The organism is Plantactinospora veratri, assembly GCF_036421995.1.
In the GTDB taxonomy this organism is placed as follows: domain Bacteria; phylum Actinomycetota; class Actinomycetes; order Mycobacteriales; family Micromonosporaceae; genus Plantactinospora; species Plantactinospora veratri.
On sequence record NZ_JAZGQL010000014.1, the window covers coordinates 209,024 to 224,079 of the forward strand.

A 15,056-nucleotide genomic window follows, 5' to 3' on the forward strand; every position below is an offset into this window, starting at 1 on the left:
CCGGTCGCGGCGCCCGGCCGGGTTCAGCCCGGGGCCGACCGCAGCGCGATCGCCTTGAGGAAGACGTCACCGATCTTCGCCGGGTCCTCGGTGACCAGCACTCCACCGCCGGTGGTCTTCGTGATCCGGTCGAGCGAGGCCCGGTCGACGGCGTCCCCGATGCCCACGATGATGACCTGGACCGGCCGGTTCTCGTCCTTGAGCCGCTCCAGTTGACCGAGCAGGGCCTCCAGCGACAGTCCGTCCCGGTCGTCGTTGCCGACGCCGTCGGTGAGGATGACGACCGAGTTGACCCGGCCCGGCTGCCAGCCGTTCCGCATCTGGCGGTAGGCGGCGAGGACGGTGTCGTAGAGGCCGGTACCGCCGTTGCGCTTCGGCGTGATCTCCGCAAGCGCGTCGCGTAACGCGCCGCGCTGCGCCGACAGCCGTCCGACGGGTACGAGTTCCCGGTAGTCCCGGGCCCCGTCCAGCTGCCGGGAGAAGGTCCAGAGACCGACGGCCCAGTCGTCGTTGAACAGTGCCAGACCGTTCTCGGCGGCGAGCAGGGTGACCTGCATCCGGGAGATGTTGCCGGCGGTGGGCACCGGGTCGCGCATCGAACCGGAGACGTCGATCGCGGCGAGCATCCGCCCCGGAGCGGTGATCGCCGACCAGGCCGCCAGGGCCCGGTCGACCGCCGCCGGGTCGGTCGGGGCGCCGGGCCCCGCCCCGGTACCCGGTGACGCCGATGCCGGTGCGGCCGACGGGCTCGGCGCGCCGGCCGGTGCGGGGAAGCCCGCCCCCCAGGTGCCGTCGGCGGCGCGCAGTCCCTGACGGGCGAGGTCGTTGCGGAAGCGGCCGGTGGTCAGGGCCTGCCGCAGCCCGTCGGCGGCCGTGGCCTTGACCGGGTCGGTACCGGCCAGCACCGCGAACGGGTAGTCGAGCGGCATCGGCGCCGGTTCGACGTACAGCGCGGCGAGTGGCACCGGCGGGCGGGCCGCGTTGTAGGCGATCACGTCCTCCTCGGAGAGCACCGCCAGGCTCAGCCCCGAGCTGACCTCCCCGGCTACGGTCGACCGGGGAAACTGGGCCAGCAGGTCGTCGCGGAGCACGGAGGGCCTGGTAGCCAGCGACCGCACCACCGCGGTACTCGCTCGCCGGGCATCGGCGCCACCCGTGCCCGCCGTCGCGCCGAACGACATCAGTCCGGACAGGCCCGCGGCGTCGCGGGTGGGTTCGACGATGCCGGACCGCAGGCCGACGCCGGTCGTGATCCGCCGCACCAGGTCCGCCAGGGTGGGCGTTTGGTGGGGCCAGCCAAGGCCGGAGGCGACCGGCTCGGGCATCGCCGCGACCACCGGGCTGCGGGCGATCGAGGCGCCGTCGGTGGGCCTGAAGCCGGGGGCCGCGCTGCGCAGCCGCAGCAGCCAGGTGGAGGAGTCGGGCACCCAGACGTCCGGTACGGCGGTGACGGCACCGCTCTGGCCCACCCCGGCCAGCCCGACCCCGTACGTCCCGGCGAGCGCCGCCGCCACGTCGGCCGGCTCGGCCTCGCTGACCGCCACCGTCACGCAGGGGGTGCCGGCGTCTGTGTCCCGCTGGTCCCAGGCCGAGGCGGCGGACCGCACGGCACCGGCAATCTCGGGGGTGGCCGCGACCGTGAGCGTGACCTGCCCCGTACAGCCGGAGCGGGCCAGTTGCTGGTATCCGACCGACACCCCCGACATCACGGCTACCACCGCCACCGCCACCGCGATGGCACCAACTCTCGGGGAACGTCGACGCATGCGATGGCGGCCAGACACTGGCCAATACTGAACAATCCACCCCCGTGGCGCCAGTCCAAACGCCGGAAAAATACGATCTCAAACAGCTTCGTCGCCCTGTGTCGCCGAACGGCCTCGCACCGTACCGAAAACGGGTCCGATGCGCCCGGCGTACGCATGCCGGCGGTCTCCCTGTCCCGCCCCGTCCGGCGTGGCCGCCGGCTCAGTGCAGGACGTCGTAGACCAGCTTGGTGATGCCGTTGGCGTAGGTCTCGGACTCGACCACCTTCAGCATCTGCTTCTCCTTGTCGGTGTCGCTGAACATCCGCTTGCCGGCGCCGAGCAGAACCGGGAAGACCAGCAGGTGGTAGCGGTCGATCAGGCCGGCGTCGGAGAGGTTGCGGGCGAGGGTGGCACTGCCGTGGATGAAGATCGGGCCGCCCTCGGACTCCTTCACCTTCGCGACATCCTCCAGGGAGCGCAGGATCGTGATGTCGCCCCAGTTGTCGACCAGGGCGTCCTGGCCGAGGGTGGTCGAGACGACGAACTTCGGCAGCTCCTTGAGGGCGGCGAAGTCCTCCATCCCCGGCCACACCGGCGCGAACGCCTCGTAGCTGGCCCGGCCGAACATCAGCGCGGTCGCCTCCTCGGTCTCCCGGCCCTTGATCTCGTACGCCTCGGGCCGGAAGTCGATGTCCTTGTAGGTCCAGCCGCCGCTGCGGTGGGCCTCGGTCCGGGTGCCGCCACCGGGCGAGTCGACGACGCCGTCGAGCGAGACGAAGGCGGTGTAGATCAACGTACGCATCTTCGCTGTCCAATCTCTGCGCTGCGTGGATGTCCTCGGTCTTCGGTGGGGTCACCGACACGGCCACGATGGACGCCCACTCGCCGCACGGCCGTGTGATCCACCTGCCGCACGGCACCTTACCCGGGTGGGCGCCGCCGTCTCGTCCCCTCGCGTGGTGAATAGCGGACAGAAACTGGCCGCTATGTCCCGTAGCGTCAGGGTTGCCAGCACGGCGAGGGCGACTGCGAGACGAAGGATGGCGACATGACGACGACGTTGGAGAAGAACCTGACCGGCGAGCGCGCCGACCTGCTGGAGTCGCTGGGCAAAGCCAGGTTCTTCCTCCGCTTCACCGCCCGCGAGCTGACCGACGAGCAGGCGGCCACCCGCAGCACGGCCAGCGAACTCTGCGTCGGCGGCCTGATCAAGCACGTCACGGCGATGGAGCGGCAGTGGGCGCGGTTCATCGTCGAGGGGGGCTCGGCGATGCCGACCGGTGACGATCCCGCCGCGTACGCGGAGCACGCCACCGGGTTCCGGATGCTGCCCGGGGAGACCCTGGCCGGGCTGCTGGCCGAATACGAGGAGGTCGCGCGGCACACCGAAGAGCTGGCGCGTAGCCTGCCCGACCTCGACGCGGCGCACGAGCTGCCGCCCGCGCCCTGGTTCGAGCCGGGCGCCCGGTGGAGCGCTCGTCGGGTACTCCAGCACGTCATCGCCGAGACGGCACAGCACGCCGGCCACGCCGACATCATTCGGGAGTCCCTCGACGGGGCCAGGTCGATGGGCTAGCCGGGCCCAGACCCTACGACCGGCCGGGCGCGCCGCCCGTCTCCCGAGCGGCGCGCCGGACCGGCTGGCGGGATCAGCTGTACGACACCGAGAAACTGTTCGTGGTGAAGTTCAGCCCGCCCGCCGACGAGGTGATCTCGTACCCGAACTGGACGTCACCGATCAGGACGTCGCCGTACCAGCCGGCGGTGCGGATCCAGTTGAGCACGGCGCGGATGTCGACGGTCCCCGAGTTGGTGTTGCTGGTGCGGATGAACGAGAAGACCTCGTTGGCGCCGTTGGAGCCGCGATAGATCTGCCAGGTGTGTCCACCGACCGAGGCGGTGGTCTGGAGCGACCCCAGTGGACCGACCGGCCCGGTCTTGTTCATCCACAACATGATCTCGTACGCGTGGTTGTTGGCCCAGATGTCGTACGTGCTCGCGTACGCCCCGCCGCTCGGCACCGTTACGTTGAAGCTGCTGGTGAGGCTGCCGATCGCGCTGAGGTTCCGGTTCACGTTCCGGGTGGCGTTGGGGTAGGACTTCACCCCGCCGGTGTTCGGGTGGTTGGCGGTGACGCCCCAGTTGCTGTACGAGTTCGCCCAGATGGTCTGGGTGCCGGCGCCGCTGCCCCAGATGTTGTTGTAGAGCGTGTACCCGCCGTTGGTCCACGTTCCCCACTGGTCGGACGAGGTCCAGGCGGCGCTCCCCGGCCGGGTCGGGGTGGGCGTGGGGGCGGCGCTGGTGGTCGGCTGTCCGGTGCCGGGCGAGCCGGTGCAGGCCACCCCGTTGAGGGTGAACGAGGTGGGCGTGCTGTTCGTCCCGTTCCAGGTGCCGTTGAAGCCTGGCGTGACGGTGGCGTTGGTGCCCAGCTCGGCGTTCCACGACGTGTTCGTCACCGTCACCCGCGCACCGCTCTGGCTGAACTGGCCGCCCCAGCCCTGGGTGACCGTCTGGCCGTTGGCGAAGCTCCAGGCCAGCGTCCACCCGTTGAGCGGGTCGCCGAGGTTGGTCAGGGCGACGTTGGCGCTGAAGCCGCCCTGCCACTGGTTGACGGTGTAGTTCACCCGGCAGCCGACGGCGGCGCTGGCCGGTGCGGTCAGCACCGCCGTGAGGCCGACGCCCAGCAGCAGGGTGGCGGCTACCGCGAGGCCGGCGCGCAGCCGTCGTCGCAGGTTCCCGCGCAGGCGGGTGGATCTCATACGCACCTCCTGGTCGTCTCGGGTCGCCCGGACCGGCGAACGTCCCGCAGGATTTAGTTGGATATCCCAACTAACGCATAGTGCCACCCCGGACGGGATTACGACAGTCGTCGATGCCCGTCGTGGCCCGCCGAGCACTGCCGGCGCCAGGGCCGGTTGCCGCCGATCCGGCCCCGGCAGGGCGGATGCCCGTTCGACGGAGACCGCGCTGACGGATCGTCGCCGCAGCACCGCCCGTTGTCCGGAGCCGGACCACGGGCCACCGTGTGAGCCTTACTTTCACATACATCGATGTCCGGGCGCCGGCTCGACGGGGAGTCGCTGCGCGCCGTGGACGAGATCGGGAGGAGGCCCCATGCGCGGACGCGGCTGGGCAACCCTGGTGGCTGCGGTAATCCTCGCCCTGGGCGGGCTGGTCGGAATCGGCGCCACTCCGGCCGCCGCGGACCCGGAGGGCGGCACCCTGCGCGGCGTCTACTACGACGGCCAGTTCTGCAACAGCTACGGCAGCGAGGGTGTCCAGACCGGCCTGTGGAGCTGGTACTACTGCGAGTACCGCCAGTACGGCCCCAGCGGGCCCGGTTACTACTTCCTCTGGACCTTCACCTACTAGCGCGGGGTCGGTGGAGGCACCGCCAGCCCTTCGCCGCCGGCACTTCGCACCGGCGACGGGAGCACGCCTCCACCTGATCCCGGCACCACCGGATCCCACGCTACTGCCGCTCGGCAGGCGCTCCCGGGACCCGTTCGGCCACCGCCCGGCCAGTCAGCCCGGCGGTGGCCGAATCATTCCGCGCACCGCCATTCGACCGGCGGACAGCGTGACCGGTCGACCCGGCGGCCGCACCATTTCCGGTAGCACCTCGCGACGGTCGACCATTTCGGGATCGCCGCGATCGACGCGCCTTTTCGGCGGCCGAGAAAACACAAAGGCAGGGAGTGCAACTCCCTGCCACTCCTAACGTATACCGCACCGGGGGCCTTGCGGCAAGACCCGGGTCGTACCGCAGAATCTTCAGCCGAAGCCCGACCCTGCGGAAATCAGCGGAATGGGTCCGGGAACGGCTGCTTCTGTCGACGACGCGCGCCGACGCCGAACCGTTCGGGACCGCGCGAACCGACCGAAGAACAATGGGGGGTTCATGATTGACGTGATCGTTGCCGGCGGTGGGCCGACCGGCATGATGCTGGCGAGCGAGTTGCGGCTACACGGCGTGCGGACGCTCGTGCTGGAGAAGGAGGCAGAACCACCCGGGTACGTCCGAGCGCTCGGCCTGCACGTGCGCAGCATCGAGGTGCTGGACCAGCGCGGACTGCTGGACCGGTTCCTCGCGCACGGCCGGCAGCACCCGCTCGGCGGCTTCTTCGCCGGCATCGCCAAGCCCTCGCCGGACCGGCTGGAGACCACGCATCCGTACGTCCTCGGCATCCCGCAGACCATCACCGATCGCCTGCTGGCCGAGCATGCCGCCGAGGTCGGCGCCGAGATCCGGCGCGGCTGCGAACTGGTCGGGCTCAGCCAGGACGAGGACGGGGTGACCACCGAGCTGGCCGACGGCACCCGGCTGCGCGCGCGGTACCTCGTCGGCTGCGACGGCGGCCGCAGCACCGTACGCAAGCTGCTCGGCGTCGGCTTCCCCGGCGAGCCTTCCCGGGTCGAGACTCTGCTGGGCGAGATGGAGCTGACCGAACCGCCGGAGCTGGTGGCCGCCGTGGTGGCCGAGGTCCGCAGGACCGAGCTGCGGTTCGGCGCCGGACCGCTGGGAAACGGGGTGTACCGGGTCGTCGTGCCCGCCGCAGGGGTGACCGAGGACCGGTCGACCCCGCCGACCCTCGACGACTTCCGGCGACAGCTGCGGGCCACCGCCGGAACCGACTTCGGCATGCACTCACCGCGCTGGCTCTCCCGCTTCGGCGACGCCACCCGGCTGGCCGAACGCTACCGGGTCGGCCGGGTGCTGCTGGCCGGCGACGCGGCGCACGTCCACCCGCCGCTGGGCGGGCAGGGGCTCAACCTCGGCATCCAGGACGCGTTCAACCTCGGCTGGAAACTGGCCGCCGAGGTCGAGGGCTGGGCCCCGGAGGGGCTGCTGGAGAGCTACCACACCGAGCGGCACCCGGTGGCGGCCGACGTCCTCCAGAACACCCGCGCACAGATGCAACTGCTCTCCACCGAACCGGGACCGCAGGCGGTACGCCGGTTGCTGTCGGAACTGATGGACTTCGAGGAGGTGAACCGGTACCTGATCGAGAAGATCACCGCGATCGCGGTGCACTACGACTTCGGCGAGGGGCACGAACTGCTCGGCCGGCGGATCCGGGACGTACGGCTGAAGCACCGGCGCCTCTACGAGCTGATGCACGGCGGCCGTGGCCTGCTGCTCGACCAGACCTGCCGGCTCTCGGTGGCGGGCTGGGCGGACCGGGTCGACCACGTCGTCGACGTCAGCGAGGAACTGGACGTACCGGCCGTGCTGCTGCGCCCGGACGGCCACGTGGCGTGGGCCGGCGGGGATCAGCGGGAGCTGCTCGGCACGCTACCCCGGTGGTTCGGCACCGCCGGATAGTGACGGTGCCGCCGTCGGTCCCACCTGGACCGACGGCGGCGGTGCGCTCAGCGGGTGGCCCGCTCGGTCAGCTTGTCCCGGAGCCGGTCGACCAGCCCCACCCCCGGCCCGACGAGCTTGTGGAACAACTCGCTGTTGGGCGCGCCGGGGTGCGGCCGGGTCGGGGCGAGCTTCTTTGCGGTCTGCACCTTGCCGCCCAGCTTCGCCAGCTCGTCCGCCGGGATGCGGCGGCGCAACTCGGGAAACTGATCGGATTCCTCGTCCTGCACGTGGTCGGCGAGCAGCGTCTCCAGTTCACGCAGCGCGGTGTCGAACTCGGCGCTGGAGACGTCGGCCGATTCGAGTGCCTTCATGGCGCGCTCGAGCTGCTTGTGCTCCTGCACATCGTGCTCGACGGCCTTGTCACCGTCGGCGAGATACTTGCGCATGGCCGGGTAGACGTACATCTCCTCGGCGACGGCGTGCCGGACCAGTTCGCTGATCGCGGTGTCCGTCAGGTCACGCCGGATCATCGGGTCCTTGACCGTCCAGATCTCCCCGATCAGAGCGGTGACGTCCCGATGATCGCTGATCAGGACATCGATCACGTCGCCGCCGGACTTGTCACCGCTCATGATTCCTCCGTCTGTCGGGACCGTGTCCCCACCCGTACCCCGGATGCCGCCGGTTACTCCTCCGGCTTCCCACCCGGTGCCGGCCAGCCCCGCCGGGATCAACACGGAATGGCACCCTCGTCCGGAGCCCGCTCGCCCGGGGCATGCTCACCGGACGCTTCCGCAGGGGTCGACGGACCGACAGCCACCGCGACGGATTCGGCTGCACGCACTACGGCGCCGAACGTCGCCTCGACGCCGTCGAGCGGCTCCTCCCGATCGCCGAACAGGCCGGGACGAAGCTGACCCACCTCGCCATGGCGTTCGCGATCGCCCACCCGGGGTCACCTCCGCCATCATCGGACCGCGCACCATGGAACAGCTCGACGACCTGCTCACCGGCATCGACATCACCCTCGACGACCGGACCCTCCACGAGATCGACGCGGTCGTCTCCTGGCTGATCACCAACGTCGCGGTGATCTCGCTGTTGGAGAGCCGTTGGCGATCAGGCGCAGGACCTCCAGCTCGCGGCACGGTGAACAGTCGTGGGTAGCTCGTACGGGGGACAGCCAGCGCCTACCCGGGCTCCCGCGGGGTCGCGGAGCCGTCGAGCCACGGGTCGAGCAGTGCCATGGTGCGCCGGTGGAGGTCGTCCCGGAAGCTCGCCAGCCGGACCTGTCCGGCCGGTTCGGCCACCCGCCGCTCGTCCAGGTACGCCCCGCTGGGCACACCGGGGGCGCAGGCGGCGTAGATCACGTTCGCGGCCCCGTACGACGCGCTCTCGCCCCGGACCGCGAACATCGCGTGCAGCAGGCGGGTGTCGACGACCCCCGGGTGGACGCTGACGATCGCCGGCCGGTAGTGCCCGGACTGGCGGACGGCGTGCGCGACCAGCGCAAGCTTGGATCGCGCGTACGCGGCAGCCGGCTGGTAGCCGTGCTGGAACTGTAGGTCGTCGAGATCGAGGCGGGCGGAGAGGTGGGTCGCGGACGACACGTGCACCACCCGGCCGGTGGCGGGCATCAGCGGCACGAGCCCTTCGGTGAGTAGGACGGCCGCCAGATAGTTGGTCTGCAACGTCGCCTCGTAGCCGTCCGCGCTGCACCGACGGCGCTCCGCACCCGGGCGACCCGCGTTGTTGACGAGCACGTCGACCCGGTCGGTAACGTCCGCTACCTGCCCGGCCAGCGCGACGACGTCGTCGAGTCGATCGAAGTCGGCCCGCAGGTAGACGACCTCGGCCCGCCCGGCGGAGCGAATCCGCTCGATCAACGGCCGTACCGCCGACTCCGGCTCCGGCCCGTGCACGAGCAGGCGCCGGGCCGACCCGGCGAGGCGGTGCGCCGCCGCCGAACCGATCCCGCTGGTCCCTCCGGTGAGCACCACCGTCTCGGGCGTCTGGCCGGTCATCGCCGATGATTCTCCGATCACCACCGGCTGCCGCCGATGCGGAAAGTCGACCGTACCGCTTCGTGACCTGCGGATTCCCGAGGCCAGCCCAACTCGGCACGATTTCCGCCGGGTGCCCGTCACCCGAGACGGGGTGCCCGGCGGCCGGGGGCGGGAGGGCCGCCGGCCCCGCCACTCCCCCCGACCGCAGCGGGCGGCGGAACAGCAGGGTCAGCGCCAGGCAGAGCAGGTTGACCCGGACGTCGTTGTAGGCCCAGCCGGTGCCGGGGTCCCCTCGCGTTCGAAGCCCTCACGCCGGCTCTGCGCGTCGACCCGGGCGGGCTTGCCCCACAGCTCGCCGTTCCATCCGCTGGTCTGCTGTAACAGGTGCTTTCCAGGTGATGCCGTCGATCCCGAGTCGATCGAGGAGTGGGGGGCGGATCGTGACCAGCACCGGCGCGTCGGGGTCCAGCAGCCCCTGGTCGAAGGCGACCCCGGCGACGGTGGCGACCACGCTCTTCGTACCGCTGAACAACATCTCCGTACTCGTCGCGTCGCCCCACTGCGCGACCACGCGGCCGCCGTACCGGACCGTACCGCTGGCTCCCGAGCCCGCCAGCAGGGGGCCGGTGACCTCCCGCCCCGGGGCACCGACTACTCCGTCTCCGGCGACACGCTCTCCCTCACCCCGGCCGCCCTCACCCGGCTGGCCGGCAACCGCGCCTACGGCGTCAACGCCACCATCGAGGCCCGGTTCTCCCAGGACGTGCCGTGGCAGATCAGCATCATCAGCTCCGACCCGCCGACCCAGGCGGCCAGCACCGGCACCACGACCTCGTTTGCCATCCCCACCCAGTTCCGCGGCGACCAACTCGCCACCATGGAGGCCAGGTACGTCGACGGAACCCCCGCCGGACCAGCCAACTGGACCTCGTTCAAGGAGTTCTGGCAGCACTTCCAGCCGGACTACAGCACCAACAGCATCGTCCTGAAACCCGAGTTCTTCACCGAGGTCAACGAGGGCACCGTGACCCTCACGTTCCACTTCTGGAGCGGTGCCCAGACCACGTACCGGCTGACCAGGTCCGGCAGCTCGGTGACCGGCAGCACCACCTGAACGGCGACGGGGCGGCAGCGTCGGCACGCTCGCGGTAGGTCACATCCGGCGGCGCCGGCTCGTCCTTGGAGCACCCACGAAGGAGAGAGCCATGTACGTCGCCTACGTAACGGTCACCGTCCTCGCCTCGGTCCTCAACGGCATCGCCGCCGTCACCTACCTGATCGGCCACGACTATCCGCGAGCCCAGGCGGACATGAAGCGCGTACCACGATCCTGGGTGCCGGTGTTGGGCCTGATGCTGGCGGCGGGTTCCTCAGGACTGCTGGCCGGGTTCGTCGTACCAGTGCTGGGGACACTGGCCGCCGCCGGTCTCGTGCTGTACTTCTTCGGCGCGCTCGTCGCGCACCTGCGAGTGAATTCCCGACAGCTCGCGGGCTGGGCCGTCTTCTTCGCCACCGCCGTGGCCGCACTCACCGTCAACCTGATCGAGCACCGGTGACGCCCGCGCAGACGCCGGGCCTGCTCACAGTTGTATCCGGGCGCCGGAACAGCCTCACGCCATCGGAACCGGTCGGCCCGCCGGGCGTCCGGTCAGCACGGCGACGGGGCGTCGGTGTCGAAGACCGCCCAGACCACCTTGCCGCCGTCGGTGGGCAGGCTTCCCCACCGACGGGCCGTCGCGTCGACGAGCATCAGCCCGCGACCAGCCGCCGACTCGGGCGACGGGTGAGAGAGCCGGGGCTCGACGGTGCTGCCGTCGCGTACCGAGAGCATCACCTGGGAACGGCACAGGGAGATCCGCAGGTCCATCATCGTCTGCGCGTGTGCCACCGCATTCGCCACGAGCTCGGTGGCCACGATGCTGACCGGGGCGACCAGATTGGGCAGCTCCCAGCGACCGCAGGCCTCCGTCACGACGTCGCGGGCCCGGCGCGCCGAACCGGCGAGCGGCAGCAGCAGCTCGCCGACCGAGGGCGGTCGCCGGCCCGGCTTGACCGCCACCGCCTCCCTGGCGGAGCCGAAGACCGCCAGCTGGCCGAAGGCGCCGCCGGCCAGCAACTTCGCGGTACCCGGGTCGGGGGCGCACAGGAGCACTGGAGTTCCGGGCCACATGGCGGCCTGCCGCGCCACCGTCCCGAACACCGACAGCGCCGGCGATTCCCGAACCAGCATCTCGGAGAGGTCGACCAGCAGCGCGTCCGGCTGCTCGGCGAGGCACTGCAACAGGCCGGCCCGCACCGTCGCGGTGGTCACCAGGGCGAGGTCACCCGTGAGTCGAGCCAGCAGGCAACTGCCCGCAACCTCGACGTCACACCGGATCGCTGGAGCCATCCCCGCATTATTCCCGATGCGGGCTCGTCCACTCCTGTCCGAGTTGGCGAACCGTGTCCCTGGTCAAGCCTCCGGCGCCGCCACCCGACATCGACGTTTGGCTACTCCTCGGCAGGGACCGTTCTCGCCGGGATGCGCGGTTGTCACCGACCGCAGGACCCGACGTCGAGGTGCAGGTATCTGGCGTTGACCCAACGGCAGAGCCGGGTACCGACCACGATGCCCACGATCGTGACCAGGGCCGGGAGGTAGCCGCTGGCGACCTGGATGATCGGGATCGCCGGGCATCCTCCGGAGAGCGCCCAGCCGCCGCCGAAGAGCAGCGCGCCGGGTATCACGCCCGGGTGGATGCGTCCCGGCGTGCGGCGGACCCGGATCAGGGCGAAGACCGCGACGATGAGCGCCACACCGCCACCGAAGGCGAACAGCATGCGCAGGTCCTGGAAGGTGAACATCCGGTTCAGTTCGGCATAGTCGCCGAACCCGATGTTGGTGACGGTGAAACCGAGGGCGAGCCCGGCGATGATGTTGGCGATCAGAAGTCCGCCCCGGGTACGCATCACACCACCTTCCAGAGCAGGAACGAGACCAGGACGGCGGTACCGAAGAAGACGGCGGTCGCGACGATGCTGTCCGGATGCAGCCGCCCGCAGCCGTTGAGTCCGTGACCCGAGGAACATCCGCCGGCGAGACGGGTACCGAAGCCGACGAGTACGCCGCCGACGAAGAGGACGCCGATCATCTGCGGCGGAGAGCCGGTGACGATCTCGCGGAAGCCGTCGCCCATGTCGAGACGGAACTCGAACCGGCCCGCCGTGACCGCCGCCACCCAGCCACCCACGAAGATCGACAGGAGCAGGGCCGCCTGGCTGACCAGTGGCGCCGGGCGAGGGCTCGTGGTCGTGGTCGTGCCGGGCGCGCTCGCGGTCGGCGTACTCGTGACCGGTTCGACCCCCCGGACGGCCGTCGCCTCCGGGTCGGCGACCCCGGTGAACGACGGCGTGGGCGCGCCGGTACGGGTCCCGAAGTGCGCGGCGGTGGCTGCCGCGAGAGCCTCGGTGAGAGCGCGCTCGTCGACGAACTGGGCTTCCGCCCGCTCCGCCCGGCGCTCCTCCCGCCAGTGCAGGACGCGTTCCCAGGCCGAGGAGACCCCGAAGGACCGATCGGTGCTGACGGTGTAGTTGATGGTGACGACGGCAAGGCCGACGGCGCCTGCCCACCAGGGCCAGTAATTGCTCATGCGGGGCCTGAGATCCAATCGAGAAAGCGGGTCCACCAACGGCGACGCCGGGGCTGGGGCGGCACCCATGGGGTGTTCCCTGGACTCTGTGCGACGTGCGGAAACAGCGGGTGCGTCGCCGGTTGGGGCCGCGTCGCGGCCTGCTCGAAGAAGGCCGTCGGCTCCTCCACCGGTTGCCGGGGGTCAAAACCCGACCAGTGTGCCCGCGGCGGTTGGGCCGGTCGGGACCGATCGACTCCCGCGGCAGCCGCCTTCAGGTGCTGGGCGTTGACGCCGTTCGGCAACAATATGATCGGCACGACCGCGCCGGTCAGTGACAGTCGGTATCTGGCACACTCCTGCCAGCCGTCCGCGGTGTCACAGTAGTAATCCCGCCAGCTACGTAGACTGGCGTTGAGGAGTGGAAACAGCGGGCATCGTTCACTGTGTGGGCAGCCCATATCACTCCAGTCTCACCCGCTGCGCCCCCGGCGAGCCCGGCGGTCGAGCGCGGTCCCTGTCTGCTGATCGCGGGCAAGCATAGACCATCTACAGTGTGATCACATTCGATGGCGATCGGTGGAGTCACATTCGGGCCGAGGCCTCGTACGCCCTCGACGGCGTCGACCTCTCCGACACGGGAGGACCGCCGTCCAGGGCCGCTGTTAATCGCTTGTCGGCCGCCGTGCGGCTGGCGATGATGGCGACCATGCCCACGGCCCCGACGGGCCGGCAGCTTTCCGGTCCCACCGACGATCCGGTGAGGCCGGGTCGACGTCGGGTGACCTCGCCGCACAGCCACCTGGACCGGGGAACGACATGGACGTCGCCCAGCGCCGCGAGCTTGCCCGCCGGGCGCTCGACGGCTACCTGAATGGTCCCACCGCGCCGATCTCGGCAACGGCCCGGGCCCTGACCAAGGTCGACGGCGCCCTGGTCGTGGTACTCGTCGAGGGCATCAGCGACCAGATCGCCGTGGAGACCGCCGCGGTGTGCCGTGGCCGGGATCTCGGGGCGGAGCGGGTGGTGATCGTCCCGATCGGTGGAGCACATGCGATTGGCCGAATCCTGAGCAGCTTCGGCGCGCTGCGGATCCGGGCGCGACTCGCCGGTCTCTGTGACCTGGCCGAGGCAGAGATATTCCGCCGAGGGCTCGCCGCCGCCGACGCCGGTTCACCCCGTAACCAGGCCGAGTTGGAGGATCTCGGCTTCTTCGTCTGCGTCAACGACCTGGAGGACGAGCTGATCCGCGCCCTGGGCACCGAGGGCGTGGAAACTCTGCTCGACTCGCAGGGCGACCTCGGGTCGTTCCGCTCGTTGCAGGGCCAGCCCGCCTGGCGGGGCCGGGAGCCCGAGGCGCAGCTGCGACGGTTCTTCGGCAGCGGCTCGCGCCGAAAGCTGCGGTACGCCCGCTTGCTCGTCGAGGCGGCGGCTGGCCGGGACGCCCTGCCACGGCCGCTCGACGCGCTGCTCACCGCCGTTCGGGTGGACTGACCCGGTGCCGTGTCGGGTGCCGTGACGGCGACATCGCGACAGCGGCGGGCTCGCCGGCAACGGTCAGGAGCGGTCGAGATCGGTACAGTACGTGATGGTCGCGTCGTCCGCCGGTACGCCGTGGCGCGCCTCCGCCTGCCGGACCCGCTGGACGACTCCGGCGGCCCCGCTCGATGCCAGCAGGGCCATCAGTCCCGGCCAGTCGGTGAGCCCGAACCGGTCCACGATCCGACTGGCCCCGTTGCTGAGCAGGACGGCACCGGCCACCTCGGAGACGAGCACGCTTCCGGTGACCGCTTCGTACGCGGCGCGCGGGTCGTCCTTCGCCAGCCAGAATCCGCCCGGCCGGTTCCGGTTGGCGCGCAGTTCCGCGAGTATCCGGTGGTACTCGTCGCTGTCCGGCCTGGTGTCCTCCAAGATGGACTGGTAGGACCGGCTGATCACCACCTCACGTCGATCGGCGGAGACGACGGGTGCACCGGCTGCTCTGTCGAGCACGATGACCGAGTCACCGAGGACCAGGTGCTCGACGAGACCGTCGGAGCGGCGCAGGATGGCTACGGTCGCCGACGGACTTATCGGGTCGGTGACGTCGCAGGTGCCCCGATGACTATCCGTCACCTGCTCGATGGCGGCGGCCAGCAGCGCCGTGAGGCTGTGCTCCCGCCCGGTTGACAGGCGGCTGAGCAGGGCGCCGCCCAGCCGGTTGGCGTACCAGACCACGCCGTGCCGGCAGACTGACCCGGCGCCGGGGATGCCGGCCCCGTCGATCAGCACCGCCGCGTCGGGTACGGCGCCGGTGAAGTCCTCGTTCGTGTGGCCCGGCGCCGCGACGCTCGTCATCGCCACCCGCATGTCCCGCCGCCGTCCTCCCCCGCCCGGTGCCTCGACC

At 70.8% G+C, this 15,056-nt stretch carries 16 protein-coding genes and 1 pseudogene; 8 read left to right on the plus strand and 9 right to left on the minus strand.

The features are described 5' to 3' along the window. Positions 1–23 precede the first annotated feature (23 nt). Positions 24–1,766 carry a VWA domain-containing protein gene (locus V1634_RS19650; RefSeq protein ID WP_331209334.1) on the minus strand — a complete coding sequence of 581 codons (1,743 nt, stop codon included), beginning with the start codon at positions 1,764–1,766 and terminating at the stop codon, positions 24–26. Positions 1,767–1,968: 202 nt separating this feature from the next. Then, a complete protein-coding gene (locus V1634_RS19655) occupies positions 1,969–2,550 on the minus strand; it encodes a dihydrofolate reductase family protein (RefSeq protein ID WP_331209335.1) in 582 nt (193 codons plus the stop codon). A 246-nt stretch (positions 2,551–2,796) separates the two neighbouring features. Here V1634_RS19655 and V1634_RS19660 point away from each other — a divergent pair, with 246 nt between their 5' ends. Next, positions 2,797–3,324 (plus strand): DinB family protein, encoded by a 528-nt coding sequence (locus tag V1634_RS19660; RefSeq protein ID WP_331209336.1) that lies wholly within the window; start codon positions 2,797–2,799, stop codon positions 3,322–3,324. A gap of 73 nt (positions 3,325–3,397) precedes the next feature. On the opposite strand, the gene V1634_RS19665 is transcribed toward V1634_RS19660, so the two are convergent. Then, positions 3,398–4,507 carry a cellulose binding domain-containing protein gene (locus V1634_RS19665; RefSeq protein ID WP_331209337.1) on the minus strand — a complete coding sequence of 370 codons (1,110 nt, stop codon included), beginning with the start codon at positions 4,505–4,507 and terminating at the stop codon, positions 3,398–3,400. 355 nt (positions 4,508–4,862) lie between these two features. On the opposite strand from V1634_RS19665, the gene V1634_RS19670 reads away from it, so the two are divergent. After that, entirely contained in the window at positions 4,863–5,120 is a 258-nt protein-coding gene (locus V1634_RS19670) for a hypothetical protein (protein ID WP_331209338.1), read from the plus strand. Between the two features lie 529 nt (positions 5,121–5,649). After that, positions 5,650–7,074, plus strand: coding sequence for a rifampin monooxygenase (gene rox / locus V1634_RS19675; protein ID WP_331209339.1), 1,425 nt, complete (start codon positions 5,650–5,652; stop codon positions 7,072–7,074). Positions 7,075–7,121: 47 nt separating this feature from the next. On the opposite strand, the gene V1634_RS19680 is transcribed toward rox, so the two are convergent. Further along, positions 7,122–7,688, minus strand: coding sequence for a hemerythrin domain-containing protein (locus V1634_RS19680; protein WP_331209340.1), 567 nt, complete (start codon positions 7,686–7,688; stop codon positions 7,122–7,124). Between the two features lie 143 nt (positions 7,689–7,831). Between V1634_RS19680 and V1634_RS35480 the strand changes: the two are divergent. Continuing rightward, positions 7,832–7,951: pseudogene (locus tag V1634_RS35480) on the plus strand (hypothetical protein); the annotation flags it as partial. A gap of 89 nt (positions 7,952–8,040) precedes the next feature. Then, positions 8,041–8,223 carry a hypothetical protein gene (locus V1634_RS19690; protein ID WP_331209342.1) on the plus strand — a complete coding sequence of 61 codons (183 nt, stop codon included), beginning with the start codon at positions 8,041–8,043 and terminating at the stop codon, positions 8,221–8,223. Between the two features lie 23 nt (positions 8,224–8,246). Here V1634_RS19690 and V1634_RS19695 read toward each other — a convergent pair whose 3' ends face one another. Next, positions 8,247–9,080: an SDR family NAD(P)-dependent oxidoreductase gene (locus tag V1634_RS19695; RefSeq protein ID WP_331209343.1), complete on the minus strand. Its 834-nt coding sequence runs from the start codon at positions 9,078–9,080 to the stop codon at positions 8,247–8,249. A gap of 322 nt (positions 9,081–9,402) precedes the next feature. On the opposite strand from V1634_RS19695, the gene V1634_RS19700 reads away from it, so the two are divergent. Continuing rightward, positions 9,403–10,176, plus strand: coding sequence for a hypothetical protein (locus tag V1634_RS19700; protein ID WP_331209344.1), 774 nt, complete (start codon positions 9,403–9,405; stop codon positions 10,174–10,176). A 91-nt stretch (positions 10,177–10,267) separates the two neighbouring features. Next, on the plus strand, positions 10,268–10,618 hold the full coding sequence (locus tag V1634_RS19705) for a DoxX family protein (protein ID WP_331209345.1): 351 nt from the start codon (positions 10,268–10,270) through the stop codon (positions 10,616–10,618). A gap of 92 nt (positions 10,619–10,710) precedes the next feature. On the opposite strand, the gene V1634_RS19710 is transcribed toward V1634_RS19705, so the two are convergent. From V1634_RS19710 to V1634_RS19720, 3 genes are all read right to left on the minus strand, one after another. Continuing rightward, on the minus strand, positions 10,711–11,451 hold the full coding sequence (locus V1634_RS19710) for an ATP-binding protein (RefSeq protein WP_331209346.1): 741 nt from the start codon (positions 11,449–11,451) through the stop codon (positions 10,711–10,713). A 143-nt stretch (positions 11,452–11,594) separates the two neighbouring features. Beyond that, positions 11,595–12,011, minus strand: a complete 417-nt coding sequence (locus V1634_RS19715; protein ID WP_331209347.1) for a YeeE/YedE thiosulfate transporter family protein — start codon at positions 12,009–12,011, stop codon at positions 11,595–11,597. Continuing rightward, positions 12,011–12,691 carry a YeeE/YedE family protein gene (locus V1634_RS19720; protein WP_331209348.1) on the minus strand — a complete coding sequence of 227 codons (681 nt, stop codon included), beginning with the start codon at positions 12,689–12,691 and terminating at the stop codon, positions 12,011–12,013. Before V1634_RS19720 ends, V1634_RS19715 begins: the two co-directional genes overlap by 1 nt. Before the next feature lie 798 nt (positions 12,692–13,489). Between V1634_RS19720 and V1634_RS19725 the strand changes: the two genes are divergently transcribed. Continuing rightward, positions 13,490–14,164 (plus strand): TOPRIM nucleotidyl transferase/hydrolase domain-containing protein, encoded by a 675-nt coding sequence (locus tag V1634_RS19725; RefSeq protein WP_331209349.1) that lies wholly within the window; start codon positions 13,490–13,492, stop codon positions 14,162–14,164. Positions 14,165–14,227: 63 nt separating this feature from the next. On the opposite strand, the gene V1634_RS19730 is transcribed toward V1634_RS19725, so the two are convergent. Further along, a complete protein-coding gene (locus V1634_RS19730) occupies positions 14,228–15,007 on the minus strand; it encodes a hypothetical protein (protein WP_331209350.1) in 780 nt (259 codons plus the stop codon). Positions 15,008–15,056: the final 49 nt, after the last annotated feature.

Excerpts from the sequence above, each read along its gene's own strand:
- rox (WP_331209339.1), top strand. The coding sequence starts at position 5,650 with ATGATTGACGTGATCGTTGCCGGCGGTGGGCCGACCGGCATGATGCTG.
- V1634_RS19715 (WP_331209347.1), bottom strand. The coding sequence starts at position 12,011 with ATGCGTACCCGGGGCGGACTTCTGATCGCCAACATCATCGCCGGGCTC.
- V1634_RS19720 (WP_331209348.1), bottom strand. The coding sequence starts at position 12,691 with ATGAGCAATTACTGGCCCTGGTGGGCAGGCGCCGTCGGCCTTGCCGTC.
- V1634_RS19710 (WP_331209346.1), bottom strand. The coding sequence starts at position 11,451 with ATGGCTCCAGCGATCCGGTGTGACGTCGAGGTTGCGGGCAGTTGCCTG.
- V1634_RS19725 (WP_331209349.1), top strand. The coding sequence starts at position 13,490 with ATGGACGTCGCCCAGCGCCGCGAGCTTGCCCGCCGGGCGCTCGACGGC.
- V1634_RS19660 (WP_331209336.1), top strand. The coding sequence starts at position 2,797 with ATGACGACGACGTTGGAGAAGAACCTGACCGGCGAGCGCGCCGACCTG.
- V1634_RS19680 (WP_331209340.1), bottom strand. The coding sequence starts at position 7,688 with ATGAGCGGTGACAAGTCCGGCGGCGACGTGATCGATGTCCTGATCAGC.
- V1634_RS19705 (WP_331209345.1), top strand. The coding sequence starts at position 10,268 with ATGTACGTCGCCTACGTAACGGTCACCGTCCTCGCCTCGGTCCTCAAC.
- V1634_RS19690 (WP_331209342.1), top strand. The coding sequence starts at position 8,041 with ATGGAACAGCTCGACGACCTGCTCACCGGCATCGACATCACCCTCGAC.
- V1634_RS19665 (WP_331209337.1), bottom strand. The coding sequence starts at position 4,507 with ATGAGATCCACCCGCCTGCGCGGGAACCTGCGACGACGGCTGCGCGCC.
- V1634_RS19695 (WP_331209343.1), bottom strand. The coding sequence starts at position 9,080 with ATGACCGGCCAGACGCCCGAGACGGTGGTGCTCACCGGAGGGACCAGC.
- V1634_RS19670 (WP_331209338.1), top strand. The coding sequence starts at position 4,863 with ATGCGCGGACGCGGCTGGGCAACCCTGGTGGCTGCGGTAATCCTCGCC.
- V1634_RS19655 (WP_331209335.1), bottom strand. The coding sequence starts at position 2,550 with ATGCGTACGTTGATCTACACCGCCTTCGTCTCGCTCGACGGCGTCGTC.
- V1634_RS19650 (WP_331209334.1), bottom strand. The coding sequence starts at position 1,766 with ATGCGTCGACGTTCCCCGAGAGTTGGTGCCATCGCGGTGGCGGTGGCG.
- V1634_RS19730 (WP_331209350.1), bottom strand. The coding sequence starts at position 15,007 with ATGACGAGCGTCGCGGCGCCGGGCCACACGAACGAGGACTTCACCGGC.